Consider the following 13471-nt stretch of genomic DNA (forward strand, 5'->3'; position numbering starts at 1 on the left):
AGGAGGTAAAGCAAGATGAACAAGTATGAATTAACCGTTGTTCTGAATGTGAAGCTGGAAGACGAGCAGCGTGCAGCAGCAATCGAAAAGGTAAAGGGTTACATTACCCGTTTCGGCGGCACTGTAACAAATGTAGATGAATGGGGCAAGAAGAGACTTGCTTATGAAATTCAGAAGATGCACGAAGCTTACTACTACTTCATCCAGTTCGAGTCTGATTCTGTATGCCCGAATGAAGTAGAGGCTCACATTCGTATTATGGAACCAGTGATCAGATACTTATGCGTTAAGGCAGAGGCATAAGGGATACCCAGACCGCCTATGGCGGGAGAGAAAAAGGAAGTGTGACCGTATGAACAGAGTTATCTTAATGGGAAGATTGACAAGAGACCCGGAAGTCAGATATTCACAGGGAGAGCGTTCCATGGCTATAGCCAGGTACACCCTTGCAGTGGACAGAAGGGGACGCAGGGGCCAGGACAGCTCCGCGGAGCAGCAGACAGCCGATTTTATCAACTGTGTTGCATTTGACCGCGCTGCCGAGTTCGCCGAGAAGTATTTCCGTCAGGGAATGCGGGTGCTTGTGTCAGGCAGAATCCAGACAGGTAGCTATGTAAATAAGGAAGGTCAGAAAGTATACACCACCGAGGTCATTTTGGATGACCAGGAATTCGCAGACAGTAAGGGTGCGGCGTCTGAAATGGGAGGATATGCCCAGGCAGCTCCTTCTCAGAGACCGGCTCCTACCAGTGCGATTGGTGATGGGTTTATGAACATTCCTGATGGAGTGGAGGACGAAGGACTTCCATTTAACTAGGATGTTCCATGGTTAATAATAAAGGAGGACAACACCAATGGCATTTAATAAAACAGACAGACCAGATGGCGCTAAGATGAGAAGACCAGGCGGAATGCGCAGAAGAAAAAAAGTTTGTGTATTCTGTGGAGATAAGAACGGAACCATTGATTATAAGGATGTTAACAAGTTAAAGAGATACGTATCCGAGAGAGGAAAAATCCTTCCCCGCCGTATCACAGGCAACTGTGCAAAGCACCAGAGAGCCCTGACTGTAGCTATCAAGCGCGCACGTCATATCGCTCTTATGCCATATACCTGCGATTAATTCTTTGTTCAGCAGGGATTGATGGGTAAAATGATAACGGGATTCCATATGTGATGTATGGAGTCCCGTTTTTGCATTTGTGTTTTTTACCTTATGTTTTCCGGCTGCCCTTAATCCCCGCAGCATCCGCCCTTGACCTTCATCAGCCTGGCCTCCCCCAGGATGAAGATGGTAGCGCCGCCAATGACGATGGTTTTCTGTACATCCACAAACATATGGCCATTGTATTCCTGGTCCTCTATCTCCATGGCGCGTTCTTTGCAGTTGGAAGATACCAGCTGCAATACTTCGTCCGTCCGTTCCGTCCCCACCAGGAATACATTAAGTTTCCTGCTGGAAACCAGCCCTTTGGCGTCTATCCTGGTGGCCTGAATCTGGCTTCTCTTAAATGCGGATGCCAGTGATTCAGCATCATTCTCCTGTACGATAATCAGCATCAGGTTCATATCCATAAGCATACCTCCGTTACCTCATTGAGAGTTTTGTCTATAATAAGGCATTGTACCACAATGAGGCATGGATCAAAAGAAGAATCAGTAGTGTATTACATCTTTTGCCTCACGGATTTTACGAAGGACAGGAGCAGCCTCCCTGCTTAGCAGGTAACGCAGAGTGGACGGAGGAACAAGGGAGGGGAGAAGCTTACTCCTTTTAACCCTATTCTATAGCAGTATGGAGTAAATTTCCACTTTATTTTAAAAGCCGGGGGGACAGAGCTATTGACATTTTTTGCGTGTAATGATATAAATAAAACCATACTAATTTGCTATGAATAGTGTGGTTTTGCTGCGCGGCGCAGCGCTGTGCAGAGACGGATGCCGGTTTTAAGGAGGAAACTTATGAAACATACAAAAGGAACAGCAGGGAGAAGGGCAGGCAGATTTCTGGCCCTGGCTTTATCTGCGGCCATGGTCCTGTCATCGGCAGGATGTGCGGGCAAGGGCGGCAGCCAGCCGTCGGGCCAGGCGGAATCAGGCCAGGCAGCAGCGGGCCAGACCCAGTCAGCGGCCGCTGGCAGCGGGAAGATTGTCAATATCGGAGTGACCAGCTCTCTCAATACGCTGAATCCCCTGCTGATGGACGGCGTGGAGATGAATAAATATGCAACAGGTCTTATGTTCCTGCCCCTGGTGGAACTGGACCAGAACATGGAATTTGAGGGAATGCTGGCTGATTCCGTGACAGCTGAGGACGAGAGAAATTTCCTGGTGCACATTGATGATAAGGCCGTATGGTCCGACGGGACTCCGGTCACTGCGGACGACGTGGTGTACACGGCTCTCAGGCTGTGCAGCCCGGTCATCGGAAACCCGGCTATGATGTATTATGTATTTGAAGGCGTGGGCGACAACGGGTTTGTAGAAGAAGGGGCAGACCATGTGGAAGGCATTACCAGGGTGGATGATAAGACCGTGCGTTTTACCACCAAGGCACCCATGTCGCTCATAACCTTTAACAGTTCTTATGCCCGCTATCTCATGCCCCTTCCAAAGCATGTGATTGGGGATATAGATGAGAAGGCGCTGACGTCAGCCCCATGGTTTAGCCGCCCGGACGTGGTGAGCGGTCCCTATAAGGTGACAGAGTTTGATCGGGACCACTATGTGTCTTATGAGGCCAACAAAGACTACTGGAAGGGTGCTCCCAAGATTGAGCGCCTCAACATAAAAATCGTGGAAGGCAGCCAGCTTTATGCCGGGCTTAAGTCCGGGGAAATCGACATTACCCAGAACACCATGAGTACCATTCCCCTGGAGGACTATGAGAGTGTGGCGGCGCTGGAGAACGTGGAGGTTTCCTACGGAGACCCCATTACCAACCAGTCCGTATTCATCAATACAGCCAGAATCACCGATACAAAGGTGCGTCAGGCCATGCTGTACGCAGTGGACCGGAACCAGCTTCTGGAGCAGCTCTTAAAGGGAAACGGAGAAGTGGCGGACGGTTTCCTGTCATCAGCCAGCCCGTATTTTGACAGTACCCTGGTGCCTGTTTCCTATGATCCGGAAAAGGCAAAGAGCCTGCTGGCACAGAGCGGATGGGACCAGAGCAAAAGCATCCGTTTCTGCATTGACTCAGGCGACAGTACCTTTGTGAACGCTGCTTCTGTTATAGCAGCCCAGTGGGCCGCGGTGGGCATCAAGGCAGATATCCAGACCATGGACATCAATACGCTGATGAGCACTGCTTCCAGCGGTGATTTTGATGTGTTGTCCGTGCAGTATACGTATCCTCCGGTGGATCCTTACGCGGACGTTGCCTGGCTCTTAGGCGGCCAGGGCAGCTGGACCGGCTATACCAGGCCGGAGGTGGAGGAAGCCCTGTCAAATGTGGCCCTGACAAACGACAAGGACAAGTTGAAGGAGCTGTACGGGATTGTAGACCGGAGCGTCCAGGAGGATGTACCCATGTTTTCAGCCTACATTATCAAGACCATGGCAGCGGCCAATAAGCGCCTGACCGGGGTTAAGCCCAGCGTCTATGGCTTCTTCAATCATGTGGAGCAGTGGGATGTATCCCAATAGAATATGTTCCATTTGAATGTATCCCGGCAGGACAACCCCATAATCGGAACGTATGAACAGATTCCCGGAGGGCATATGCTCTCTGGGTATCTTCATTCATGGGAAATGGGCCATTAATATTAAGAAATGAGGAAACAATATGTCACATATCCTTGAAGTCACAAATCTGGAAGTTGAATTTTCCGGTGACGGGGGGAAGAATATCAGTGTGGACCACGTGGGATTCCATGTGGATTCGGGGGAGATAGTCTGTATTGTAGGGGAGTCGGGCTGCGGCAAAAGCGTCACAGCCCTGTCTGTCATGGGACTTTTGGGAAAAGGGGGCAAGGTGACGGCCGGCCGGGTCCTGTTTGAGGGAAGGGATTTGCTTTCCATGACGGAGCGGGAGTTGGACGGAGTCAGGGGAGACCGGCTGACCATGATATTCCAGGACCCTCTTACTTCCCTGAACCCAGTATTTACCATCGGGAGCCAGATGACGGAAAGCATCCGGGCCCACATGGGGCTGGGAAAAGATGAGGCCCGGGAGAGAGCGTTGTCCCTTCTTAAGAAGGTGGGGCTGCCGGACACCCTATCTGTGATGAAAAAATACCCGCACCTGCTGTCGGGAGGCATGCGCCAGCGCGTCATGATTGCAATGGCCCTTTCCTGTAATCCGTCCCTTCTGATTGCCGATGAGCCGACCACGGCTCTGGATGTGACGATTCAGGCCCAAATCATGGACCTGATTCTGGAGCTTAAGGAGGAAATGGGCATGGCGGTGCTGCTCATCACCCATGACATGGGACTGGTGGCTCAGATGGCAGACCGGGTGTTAGTGATGTATGCGGGGCAGCTCATTGAGCAGGCCCGGGTGCTGGAGCTGTTTGACCATCCGGCCCATCCCTACACCAGAGCATTGCTGCGTTCTGTACCCGGCATCAGGGATGAGGAGGACAGAAGACTGGAGTCCATAGAGGGGATTGTGCCGGAGCATTACGACCGGATTCGAGGGTGCCGTTTTGCCAGGAGATGTCCCTTCAGGACAGAGATATGCATGAAGCCGCAGCAGGAGATGTCTGTGGGGGACTCCCACATTGTGCGGTGCTGCAGGGCGAAGGAGGTGCTGGCAGATGGCTGATACATCCCGGGTCCCCCTGCTTTCTGTGGAGGGACTGAAAAAATATTATACGGCAAAGTCGGGCATGTTCTCCCGTTCCGCCGGTGTGGTGCGGGCTGTGGACGGGGTTTCCTTTCAGCTGTTTGAGGGGGAGACTCTGGGGCTGGTGGGTGAATCCGGCTGCGGTAAATCCACGCTGGGACGCCAGCTGGTAGGGTTGGAACATCCGACAGGAGGACGGGTTGTCTACGACGGTCATGACCTGGGCCATATGAGCCAGGCCCAGATGAAGCCCTTCCGCACCCAGCTGCAGATGATATTCCAGGATTCCTATTCATCCCTGAACCCCAGGAAGCATGTGTTTGAGATACTGGCAGAGCCCATGCTGTATCATGGGCTGGCCAAACGCGGGGATGTGTATTCCCATGTGGAGAGGCTGCTGGATATGGTGGGGCTTCCTAAGAACTGTCTGGGAAGATATCCCCATGAATTCTCCGGCGGACAGAGGCAGCGCATAGGTATTGCCAGGGCCCTTTCCCTGAATCCCAGACTGCTGGTGTGCGATGAACCGGTCAGCGCCCTGGATGTGTCCATCCAGGCCCAGATACTGAACCTGCTCAGGGATTTACAGAAGGAGCTGGGACTTACCTGCATCTTTATCGGCCACGGACTGGGGGCTGTGAACTATGTCAGCGACCGGATTGCCGTCATGTACCTGGGGAAGATGGTAGAGATTGCGGACCGGAAGGAGCTGTTTGACCACCCTCTTCATCCGTATTCCAGGGCTCTGTTCGAGGCGGTGCCCATTGCTGATCCGAGGAAACGAAGGAAGCGTTCAGAGGGAATTGTGGGCGGGGAGACTGCGTCAAATGTAAATACGCCTTCAGGATGTCCCTTCCACCCCAGATGCCCTCACTGTAAGGGGGAGTGCATGAGCGGGGAAATGGAGCTGAGGCCGGCGGTTCCCGGAAGCAGCCACCTGACAGCCTGTATCCGGTTTAAGGAATTAGAGAAGGAGGACGGGAAGGTATGACAAAATATATACTGAAGCGTATTCTGATTGCTATTCCCACCCTGCTTGGCATTACCATGATTGACTATGCCATCATGTGTTTTGCGGGCAGTCCCCTGGAAATGCTTCAGGGAGCCCGTATTTCCCAGGAAGCCATTGCTGCCAAGGAGGCGGCCATGGGACTGGACAAACCCTTTTATATACAGTACTTTATCTGGCTTGGGCAGCTTCTTTCCGGAAACATGGGGTACTCCGTGAAATCCTACGAGGCGGTCAGCGCCATGATTGGAAGCCATCTGGGACCAACCCTCCTTCTGATGGGGGTGTCGCTGATAGTAAGTCTTATCATGTCGGTGCCTGCCGGGATCTACAGCGCCATCCACCAGTATTCCAAGGGGGATTACGCTGTGGTCACAGCCTCCTTTTTCGGAAGCAGCATACCGGGATTTTTCCTGTCCCTGCTGTTAGTGTACCTGTTTACCGTGAATCTGGGCATACTGCCATCCGGAGGCATGACCACCCTGGGAACTGCGGGCGGCGCAGCGGATGTGGCGGCCCATATGGTGATGCCTGTGCTGGTGCTGTCTGTCTCCATGGCAGGTACCAATATCCGGTATATCCGCAGCGCCATGCTGGAAATCCTCCAGCAGGACTATCTGCGCACAGCCAGGGCCAAGGGAATCGGGCGCAGGATGGTCATATATAAGCACGCCCTGCGCAATGCCCTGGTGCCCATTGTGACGGTTATCGGCATGCAGATTCCGGTGCTGTTTGGCGGCGCGGTCATTGTGGAGCAGCTGTTTTCCTGGCCCGGACTGGGACTTATGACCATGAGCGCCATTCTGAACCGGGATTACCCGGTAATCATGGGCGTCTGCCTGCTTTCCGCCGTGGTGGTGCTGGCAGCCAACCTGGTGACGGATATTCTGTACGCCATTGTAAACCCGGCTATTCAGTATGACTGACAGACCGGCGCAAGTACTTGACAGGAGTAAGCATAGATAGAATGAAAATGAACAGAAAGAACCCTTATGGGGACATTGGAAGAGAAAATTACTGGCAGACCGTCAGGCGGCGGTTTCTCCACCACCGTCTGGCCTGCATCAGTCTGGTGGTGCTGGCAGTTATCTGCACAGCGGCCATCCTGGCGCCTGTCATAGCGCCCTATGACCCGGATGCCATCGCAGGACCCTTTGGCGCCCCGCCGGGCCCGGGGTTCCTGCTGGGAACAGACCAGATCGGACGGGATATGTTCTCCCGCTTATTATATGCAACGCGTATTTCTCTGCTGGTGGGCGTGCTGGCTACAGCCATATCCACTGCCATTGGAGTCAGCCTGGGTCTGCTGGGGGGATACTTTGGAGGCTGGCTGGACATAGCCATCATGCGTTTTACAGACATGGTCATGTCCTTTCCGTATATACTTCTGGTGCTGGTGGCGGCAGCCATCTTTGAACCGGGGCTCTGGAGCATCATACTGATTCTCGGATTTGTGGACTGGCCCGGCATTGCCCGGCTGGTGAGGGGCAATGTGCTGAGCCTGCGGGAGACTAATTTTGTCAAGAGCAGCATAGTAGCCGGGATGCCTGCCAGACATATCCTGTTTTCAGAGATACTTCCCAATACCGTTGCGCCCATTCTGGTGTACGCCACCTCGGTCATGGCATTGTCCATGCTGGATGAGGCTTCCTTAAGCTTTCTGGGCATGGGGGTGCAGCCGCCCACAGCCAGCCTGGGCAATATGCTCAACAGCGCCCAGTCCCTGACCGTGCTGACAAAGCAGCCCTGGCTCTGGATTCCGCCCGGACTCCTGATAGTGGTCCTGGTGGTTGCCATCAATTTTGTGGGCGATGCCCTGAGAGACGCCCTGGACCCGTCCGCGGTTCTGAATCTGGGCGGAGCAAAACAGGATACGCCAGAACAGGATGCAGCAAAACAGGATACGCCGGACAGCTTATAACAATACTGGAACGCACACAAAAGGAGTATATCCATGACCATCCATCAGATAGAATGTTTCCTGGAAGCAGCCAGGACCCTTAATTTTACGGAGGCAGCCAACCATCTGTATATATCCCAGCAGGGGTTGAGCCGCCAGATAGCATCTCTGGAAAAGGAACTGGAGCTGCGGCTTTTTGACAGGACCACCAGGGATGTGAGGCTGACCCGCAGCGGTGAGCTTCTTTTGTGGCGCTGGAAGGATATCCCCAAGGAAATATATGACTCCGTGGATATGGCCAGGGAGGAAGGGGAGAGAGCCAAACGCAGGATTAATCTGTCTGTGGTGGGCATGAGCGGCATCATAGAGATGGCGGGCAACATACTGGCTGATTATATGGCCTTTGACCCGGAGGTGGAATTTGAAATCAATGAATTCACCAATATAAAAGATATAACCAACGGAAACCCGGATTTGATGATGACGGTAAGTTTTACTCCTTCCTACGAGCAGCTTAAAGAGAAGTGCGGCCTGATGGTTATAAAAAAGCTGCCCTTATACTATGTCATGTCCAAGAAAAATCCCCTGGCACAGAAGGAAGATGTGGTCATGGAGGATTTTAAGGGAGAGACCATGCTCTGTCTCTTCAAGAATTTTTTTGCCGGCGCCGAGCTGCGGCTGTTTGAACTGATTGCCAAGCAGGAGCACGTCCTTCAGAAGGCCCGGTATTATGAAAATGTCAACAGCCTGGAGCTGGCAATTATTGCCAATGAAGGGATTCATATCGGCTTTAAAGAATTTTATCACAACTACGGGGAACGCCTGGTTATGCACCCTATGCCCAACTCCAGGAACCAGGCCTATGCCAGCGTCATCATTGTATGGCGTAAAGAAAATGAGAAAAGACTTGAAAGTTTTATTAAATTTTTGAAAAATAATTATAATTAACAACAATGTGTTGTTAATTATCCGCATTTTGGTGTTAGACAAAAAGGGGGGCAACTGTCTAAAATACAAGATGGTTGGTAAAAAAGAAGGAAGCCGTAATTTGGGGAAGGGCTGTGGACCAAAGCAGCTCATTTCCCTTGTTTTTTTCTGGTGCTGTATTCCATCACTGGACAGCGCCGGTGCTATGACAGATTCTCATACTAAAAAGGACATGAAAGGAAAGAGGAGAAGATGAAAAAGGCAAGGACGCGCATTATCTGGGGAATCGTGATTGTAATTATAGCAGTCATTGTGATTGCCCGAGTTTTCAAAAAGGAAGAGCCTGTTGTCCCTACCCCGGATCCGGTGGTAACGGTGCAGACGCCGCATATGGGCGACATATTACTGACAACAGACCTGGTAGGCACCATTGAGCCGGCCGACATTGTATACATATATCCCAAGGCAGGAGGCGACGTGACAGCTGTCAACGTGAAGGCCGGGGATGTGGTTGCAGCCGGACAGGTGCTGCTGGAGATTGATACAAAGCAGGTGGACACATCCAAAAACTCCATGGACGCGGCAAAGGTGGCATGGGATGACGCACAGTCTACCCTGGCCCGTATGGCTCCGCTCCATGCCTCAGGTTTTGTATCTGATAAAGAGTTTGAGGGCTATCAGACCGCTGCTGAGGCCAAGAGACTTCAGTATGAGTCCGCCAAGATTGCATATGAAAACCAGATGGAATTCAGCCATGTAACATCCCCTATAAGCGGACGGGTGGAGCAGCTCAATGTGGAGGTTCATGATACAGTCGGAAACTCCAACCAGCTCTGCGTTATCGCGGGAGACAGCGGCAATAATGTGACTTTCTATGTGACTGAGAAGGTAAAGAACCACCTGAACCCGGGTGATCCCATTACGGTCATCAAGGAAGGAACCGAATACGGCGGCAATGTCATTGAAGTCAGCAACATGGCTGAGGCATCCGTGGGCCTGTTCAAGATAAAGGCGTCTGTGGATGACAATGAGACCATGGCGGCCGGAACCAGTGTGGAGCTGCGGGTGCCTTCTGCATCTGCCAGGAATGCCATTCTGATTCCAAATAACTGTGTATATTATAAATCAGGCGATGCCTACGTATATACATATGACAACGGCATCATCCATGAGGTACCGGTGGAAGTGGGTATCTATGACAGTGAGAATATCGCGGTGCTTTCAGGAATCACCCTGGATGACCAGATCCTCACCACCTGGACCTCCGAATTAAAGGAGGGGACCAAGGTGACACTGGAGACCGAGGCGCCGGCAACCATTGAGATGAATGGAACGGAAACCGATGCCCAGATAAAGATGCAGGTCATCCAGGAAACCGATCAGACAGACAAAGCTGAAAGTCCGGCCGCAGACCAGAGTCAGGCACAATAGAAGGAGGCAGGAAAATGGGCTTAACAAAACTTGTCTTAAGAAGGCCGGTCAGTACGGTTCTCGCAATCCTGTGTCTGATTGTGTTCGGCTTATCCTCGGTGATGAAATCACCGCTGGAGCTGATGCCGGATATGAACATGTCCATGATGATTGTAATGACCGTTTACTCCGGCGCCAGCCCTGACGATGTCAGCGAGCTGGTCACCAAACCGATTGAGGACAGGGCCAGTACCCTGAGCGGTCTGGATACCATATCCTCCCAGTCAAAGGAGAACATGTCCATCGTCATGCTGAAATATAAGTACGGCACGGATATGAACGATGCGTATGATGATTTAAAGAAACAGATGGACCTGGCTAAGGTAGAGCTTCCTGAGGATGCGGATGACCCCATCATGCTGGAGCTGAATACCAGCCTGAAGCCAAATGTAATCATGGCGGTCAGCCATGGTGAGGACGACGATCTGTACAATTATGTAAACAATGAGATTGTCCCTGAATTTGAGAAGCTGTCAACAGCAGCCGAGGTTTCCATCACCGGCGGACTCCAGAAATACATCAAGGTGGAGCTGATGCCGGAGAAGCTGAAACAGTACGGCGTATCCATGAGCTCTATTGCCAGCGATATTGCGGGATCGGATATCACATATCCGGCAGGAGATACGCAGGTGGGTGACCAGAAGCTGTCTGTGTCAACCGAGCAGCCCTTTGAGACCATGGACAGTCTCAATGATATTCCGCTGACCGTATCCGGCGGCCAGACCGTATACCTGAGCGATGTGGCCAAGGTATATATGGGCGCGGATGATGTAGAGAGTATTGCGCGTTATAAGGCTGAGAACGGACTTCCCGAGGATATCGTGGCCCTGACTGTCAGCAAGCAGCAGGACGCCGCCACTCTGAATGTCTCAAAAGATGTAAAGCGGGTGGTGAATGAGCTTACCGCCAAGGATCCAAGCCTGCAGATTACCATAGTAGATGATGACAAGGATTCCATCATGTCGTCCCTGAGCTCTGTTATCGAGACAATGGTACTGGCCATTATCATTTCCATGGTCATCATTTGGCTGTTCTTCGGGGACCTGAAGGCGTCTATGATTGTAGGCAGCTCCATACCCGTATCCATCCTGTCGTCTCTCATACTGATGCAGCTCATGGGCTTCAGCCTTAATGTTATTACCCTGAGCGCCCTGGTGCTGGGCGTCGGTATGATGGTGGATAACTCCACTGTTGTGCTTGAGAGCTGTTTCAGGGCCACGGATGACACAGGATTCCGGGAATTTTCCAAGGCGGCCTTAAACGGTACCGGCGTGGTGTACCAGTCAGTTATCGGTTCCACGCTGACCACCTGCGTGGTATTCCTTCCGCTGGCCATGTTGGGCGGTATGACGGGGCAGATGTTCCGGCCTCTGGGCTTTACCATTGTGTTCTGTATGACGGCATCCCTTATATCGGCTATCACGGTGGTGCCTCTGTGCTATATGATTTACAAGCCGGTGGAGAAAAAGACAGCTCCCCTGTCCAGACCTGTTGAAAAGATGCAGGAAGCCTACAGGGGAATCATGACAAAGCTTCTGAACAAGAGGGGACTTGTCATGCTGGCATCTGTAGCGCTCCTTCTGTTCTCCTTCTTCATAGCCAAGTTCCTGCGTGTGGAGATGATGGCTGAGGATGACCAGGGCCAGATATCCATTACCGCGGAAGTAAAGCCGGGTATGACCATTGATAAAGTGGACCATATCATGAAGCAGATAGAGGATATTATCTCCCAGCAGGGGGATGTGGAATCCTACATTACTCTGGCCGGAAGTTCAGGACTGAGCATGAGCTCGGATCCCAACATCACTGTTTACCTTAAGAAGGACAGAAAGATGGAGACAGATGAGGTGGTCCGCCTCTGGAAGCAGCAGCTGGGCGGAATCTCCGATACCAATATAACAGTGGAAGCCTACTCACAGGTCAGCGCCATGATGGGTTCGGATGATGAATACTCCGTGGACCTTCAGAGTACAAATTACGATGACCTGAAGGCGGTCAGCGACCAGCTGGCAGAAAACTTAAGCAAACGTCCGGAGCTGACCAAGGTCCATTCCGACCTGGAGAACGCGGCCTCAGTTGTCAAGGTGACGGTGAATCCCATCAAGGCAAGGGCGGCAGGACTGACGCCGGCCCAGATTGGCGGTACCCTGAACAACATGCTCAGCGGCACCACTCCCACCTCCCTTAATATTGACGGAAATGATATTGATGTAAAGGTAGAGTATCCTAAGGAGCGCTATAAGACCCTGGATCAGATTGAGACAATTACCCTTCAGACGCCCAAGGGCAGCTCCGTGGCGCTGACAGATGTGGCTGACATTCACTTTGCAGACAGCCCGGCATCCATCACCAGGCAGGATAAGCAGTACCGCGCCACTATTAGCGGTATCTATACCGAGAATTCGGATAAAAACACAAAGGCCCTGCTTTTAAGCGAGGTGGTGCAGCCGGCTGTAAGTGATAATGCAAATGTAACCATTGCCCAGAACCAGATGGATGAATCCATGACAGAGGAGTTTACGGCTCTGTTCCAGGCCATTGCCCTGGCTATCTTCCTGGTATTCGTGGTCATGGCGGCCCAGTTCGAGTCGCCCAAGTTCTCAATCATGGTAATGACCACCATTCCGTTCTGCCTCATAGGTGCCTTTGGTCTTTTGTGGCTGGCAGACAGCGCCATCAGCATGACGTCCCTGCTGGGATTCCTGATGCTGGTTGGTACGGTTGTTAATAACGGTATTCTGTATGTGGATACGGTAAACCAGTACCGCAGGGAGATGGATTTAAATACTGCTCTGGTGGAAGCGGGCGCTACCCGTCTGAGACCTATCCTGATGACCACCCTGACCACGGTTGTGTCCATGGTGCCCATGGCCCTTGCTCTGGGCGACAGCGGTTCCACCACACAGGGTCTTGCCCTTGTTAATATCGGCGGCCTGACCGCATCCACCATTCTGTCGCTGCTTATGCTTCCTGCATACTACAGCCTGATGAACGGCGGCGGAAAGAAACGGATGATTATTGCGGATTAGTCCGGGTGCGTTAAAAAGATGTTAAAAAATTACTGTTTCAAATAACAGGATAAAATGATATGATGTTATTAAATAGGCTGTAGCTTATGACGCAGATGGAAGGCGTTGGGACTGCAGCCTATTTTAATAAAAAAATTTGTTATTAATGTAACAAATAGGTCCCGCCGGATGTGATGTTTAAGGGGGCAGCTATTAAAATATGGATAGAAGTTTTTTGTATGCTGTACAAAAATATTTAGAAAGTCTAAAATTTTTTCATGAAATATTGAGAAAGTGGATTGATAAATTTTTATGCATGGGTTATAATCTATTCATATTGTACAAAAATAATAGGAAAGCTATGGAC

At 51.5% G+C, this 13471-nt stretch carries 12 protein-coding genes; 11 read left to right on the forward strand and 1 reads right to left on the reverse strand.

Annotated features, from left to right (window positions below; translation table 11 throughout):
* Positions 1 to 15 precede the first annotated feature (15 nt).
* The 3 genes from rpsF to rpsR are packed head-to-tail and all read left to right on the forward strand — an operon-like array spanning position 16 to position 1124.
* Positions 16 to 303, forward strand: a complete 288-nt coding sequence (gene rpsF / locus LI015_RS23210; RefSeq protein WP_002568384.1) for a 30S ribosomal protein S6 — start codon at positions 16 to 18, stop codon at positions 301 to 303.
* A gap of 49 nt (positions 304 to 352) precedes the next feature.
* Positions 353 to 817: a single-stranded DNA-binding protein gene (locus LI015_RS23215; RefSeq protein WP_002568383.1), complete on the forward strand. Its 465-nt coding sequence runs from the start codon at positions 353 to 355 to the stop codon at positions 815 to 817.
* A 37-nt stretch (positions 818 to 854) separates the two neighbouring features.
* The gene (rpsR, locus tag LI015_RS23220; protein WP_002568382.1) at positions 855 to 1124 is read left to right on the forward strand and encodes a 30S ribosomal protein S18; all 270 of its coding nucleotides are present in this window, start codon (positions 855 to 857) and stop codon (positions 1122 to 1124) included.
* A gap of 110 nt (positions 1125 to 1234) precedes the next feature.
* Here the strand turns inward: rpsR and LI015_RS23225 are convergent, their stop codons facing one another.
* The gene (locus LI015_RS23225; protein ID WP_002568381.1) at positions 1235 to 1576 is read right to left on the reverse strand and encodes a cyclic-di-AMP receptor; all 342 of its coding nucleotides are present in this window, start codon (positions 1574 to 1576) and stop codon (positions 1235 to 1237) included.
* Between the two features lie 387 nt (positions 1577 to 1963).
* On the opposite strand from LI015_RS23225, the gene LI015_RS23230 reads away from it, so the two are divergent.
* The 8 genes from LI015_RS23230 to LI015_RS23265 all read left to right on the forward strand — a co-directional run bounded on the left by LI015_RS23230 (position 1964) and on the right by LI015_RS23265 (position 13125).
* Positions 1964 to 3649, forward strand: coding sequence for an ABC transporter substrate-binding protein (locus LI015_RS23230; protein ID WP_002568379.1), 1686 nt, complete (start codon positions 1964 to 1966; stop codon positions 3647 to 3649).
* 139 nt (positions 3650 to 3788) lie between these two features.
* Positions 3789 to 4769: an ABC transporter ATP-binding protein gene (locus tag LI015_RS23235; RefSeq protein WP_002568378.1), complete on the forward strand. Its 981-nt coding sequence runs from the start codon at positions 3789 to 3791 to the stop codon at positions 4767 to 4769.
* The gene (locus LI015_RS23240) at positions 4762 to 5781 is read left to right on the forward strand and encodes an ABC transporter ATP-binding protein (protein ID WP_227126468.1); all 1020 of its coding nucleotides are present in this window, start codon (positions 4762 to 4764) and stop codon (positions 5779 to 5781) included. Before LI015_RS23235 ends, LI015_RS23240 begins: the two co-directional genes overlap by 8 nt.
* Positions 5778 to 6725, forward strand: a complete 948-nt coding sequence (locus LI015_RS23245) for an ABC transporter permease (protein ID WP_002568376.1) — start codon at positions 5778 to 5780, stop codon at positions 6723 to 6725. Before LI015_RS23240 ends, LI015_RS23245 begins: the two co-directional genes overlap by 4 nt.
* A 41-nt stretch (positions 6726 to 6766) precedes the next feature.
* Entirely contained in the window at positions 6767 to 7720 is a 954-nt protein-coding gene (locus LI015_RS23250) for an ABC transporter permease (RefSeq protein WP_002568375.1), read from the forward strand.
* A 33-nt stretch (positions 7721 to 7753) separates the two neighbouring features.
* Positions 7754 to 8647, forward strand: a complete 894-nt coding sequence (locus LI015_RS23255) for a LysR family transcriptional regulator (RefSeq protein WP_002568374.1) — start codon at positions 7754 to 7756, stop codon at positions 8645 to 8647.
* 231 nt (positions 8648 to 8878) lie between these two features.
* Positions 8879 to 10057 (forward strand): efflux RND transporter periplasmic adaptor subunit, encoded by a 1179-nt coding sequence (locus tag LI015_RS23260; protein WP_195638349.1) that lies wholly within the window; start codon positions 8879 to 8881, stop codon positions 10055 to 10057.
* A 14-nt stretch (positions 10058 to 10071) separates the two neighbouring features.
* A complete protein-coding gene (locus LI015_RS23265) occupies positions 10072 to 13125 on the forward strand; it encodes an efflux RND transporter permease subunit (protein WP_002568372.1) in 3054 nt (1017 codons plus the stop codon).
* Positions 13126 to 13471 lie beyond the last annotated feature (346 nt).

The organism is Enterocloster sp. 210928-DFI.2.20 (assembly GCF_020554465.1).
In the GTDB taxonomy this organism is placed as follows: Bacteria; Bacillota; Clostridia; order Lachnospirales; family Lachnospiraceae; genus Enterocloster; species Enterocloster bolteae.

What these genes read in the sequence shown, in the direction of transcription:
- rpsF (WP_002568384.1), top strand. Translation starts at nt 16, where the DNA reads ATGAACAAGTATGAATTAACCGTTGTTCTGAATGTGAAGCTGGAAGAC.
- LI015_RS23215 (WP_002568383.1), top strand. Translation starts at nt 353, where the DNA reads ATGAACAGAGTTATCTTAATGGGAAGATTGACAAGAGACCCGGAAGTC.
- rpsR (WP_002568382.1), top strand. Translation starts at nt 855, where the DNA reads ATGGCATTTAATAAAACAGACAGACCAGATGGCGCTAAGATGAGAAGA.
- LI015_RS23225 (WP_002568381.1), bottom strand. Translation starts at nt 1,576, where the DNA reads ATGGATATGAACCTGATGCTGATTATCGTACAGGAGAATGATGCTGAA.
- LI015_RS23230 (WP_002568379.1), top strand. Translation starts at nt 1,964, where the DNA reads ATGAAACATACAAAAGGAACAGCAGGGAGAAGGGCAGGCAGATTTCTG.
- LI015_RS23235 (WP_002568378.1), top strand. Translation starts at nt 3,789, where the DNA reads ATGTCACATATCCTTGAAGTCACAAATCTGGAAGTTGAATTTTCCGGT.
- LI015_RS23240 (WP_227126468.1), top strand. Translation starts at nt 4,762, where the DNA reads ATGGCTGATACATCCCGGGTCCCCCTGCTTTCTGTGGAGGGACTGAAA.
- LI015_RS23245 (WP_002568376.1), top strand. Translation starts at nt 5,778, where the DNA reads ATGACAAAATATATACTGAAGCGTATTCTGATTGCTATTCCCACCCTG.
- LI015_RS23250 (WP_002568375.1), top strand. Translation starts at nt 6,767, where the DNA reads ATGAAAATGAACAGAAAGAACCCTTATGGGGACATTGGAAGAGAAAAT.
- LI015_RS23255 (WP_002568374.1), top strand. Translation starts at nt 7,754, where the DNA reads ATGACCATCCATCAGATAGAATGTTTCCTGGAAGCAGCCAGGACCCTT.
- LI015_RS23260 (WP_195638349.1), top strand. Translation starts at nt 8,879, where the DNA reads ATGAAAAAGGCAAGGACGCGCATTATCTGGGGAATCGTGATTGTAATT.
- LI015_RS23265 (WP_002568372.1), top strand. Translation starts at nt 10,072, where the DNA reads ATGGGCTTAACAAAACTTGTCTTAAGAAGGCCGGTCAGTACGGTTCTC.